The 255-nt window shown below is 37.6% G+C and carries 1 protein-coding gene; it reads right to left on the minus strand.

Annotation, left to right across the window (positions count from 1 at the left end; all coding sequences use genetic code 11):
* The coding region (locus MW695_RS23320) for a hypothetical protein (protein WP_247107632.1) at positions 1–235 on the minus strand (235 nt) is incomplete at its 3' end.
* Positions 236–255 lie beyond the last annotated feature (20 nt).

Genomic DNA, 255 nt, shown 5'->3' on the forward strand with positions numbered 1-255 from the left:
CCGCTTTCATTAACACTTCTATTTCAGCCATGACCTCTTGAACGTGATGATGGTCTGTTTTTCCTCTTTTCGTAAAAGCGACTAATTGTTCCGTTACATCTGAAGTCACTTCCACTGTTTCTTCTTTTCGATTCATCACATTCGAAAACGAAGGAGATTGTGCCGAAGTTATATCCGAGACACTCTTTATAATCGCATCTATTTCCTTTGAAATGCCTTCTAATTGCTTGTACATCCTATGTATATCTTCTTCTT

The sequence above is a fragment of the Halalkalibacter sp. APA_J-10(15) genome (assembly GCF_023017105.1).
Taxonomy (GTDB): domain Bacteria; phylum Bacillota; class Bacilli; order Bacillales; family Bacillaceae_D; genus Halalkalibacter.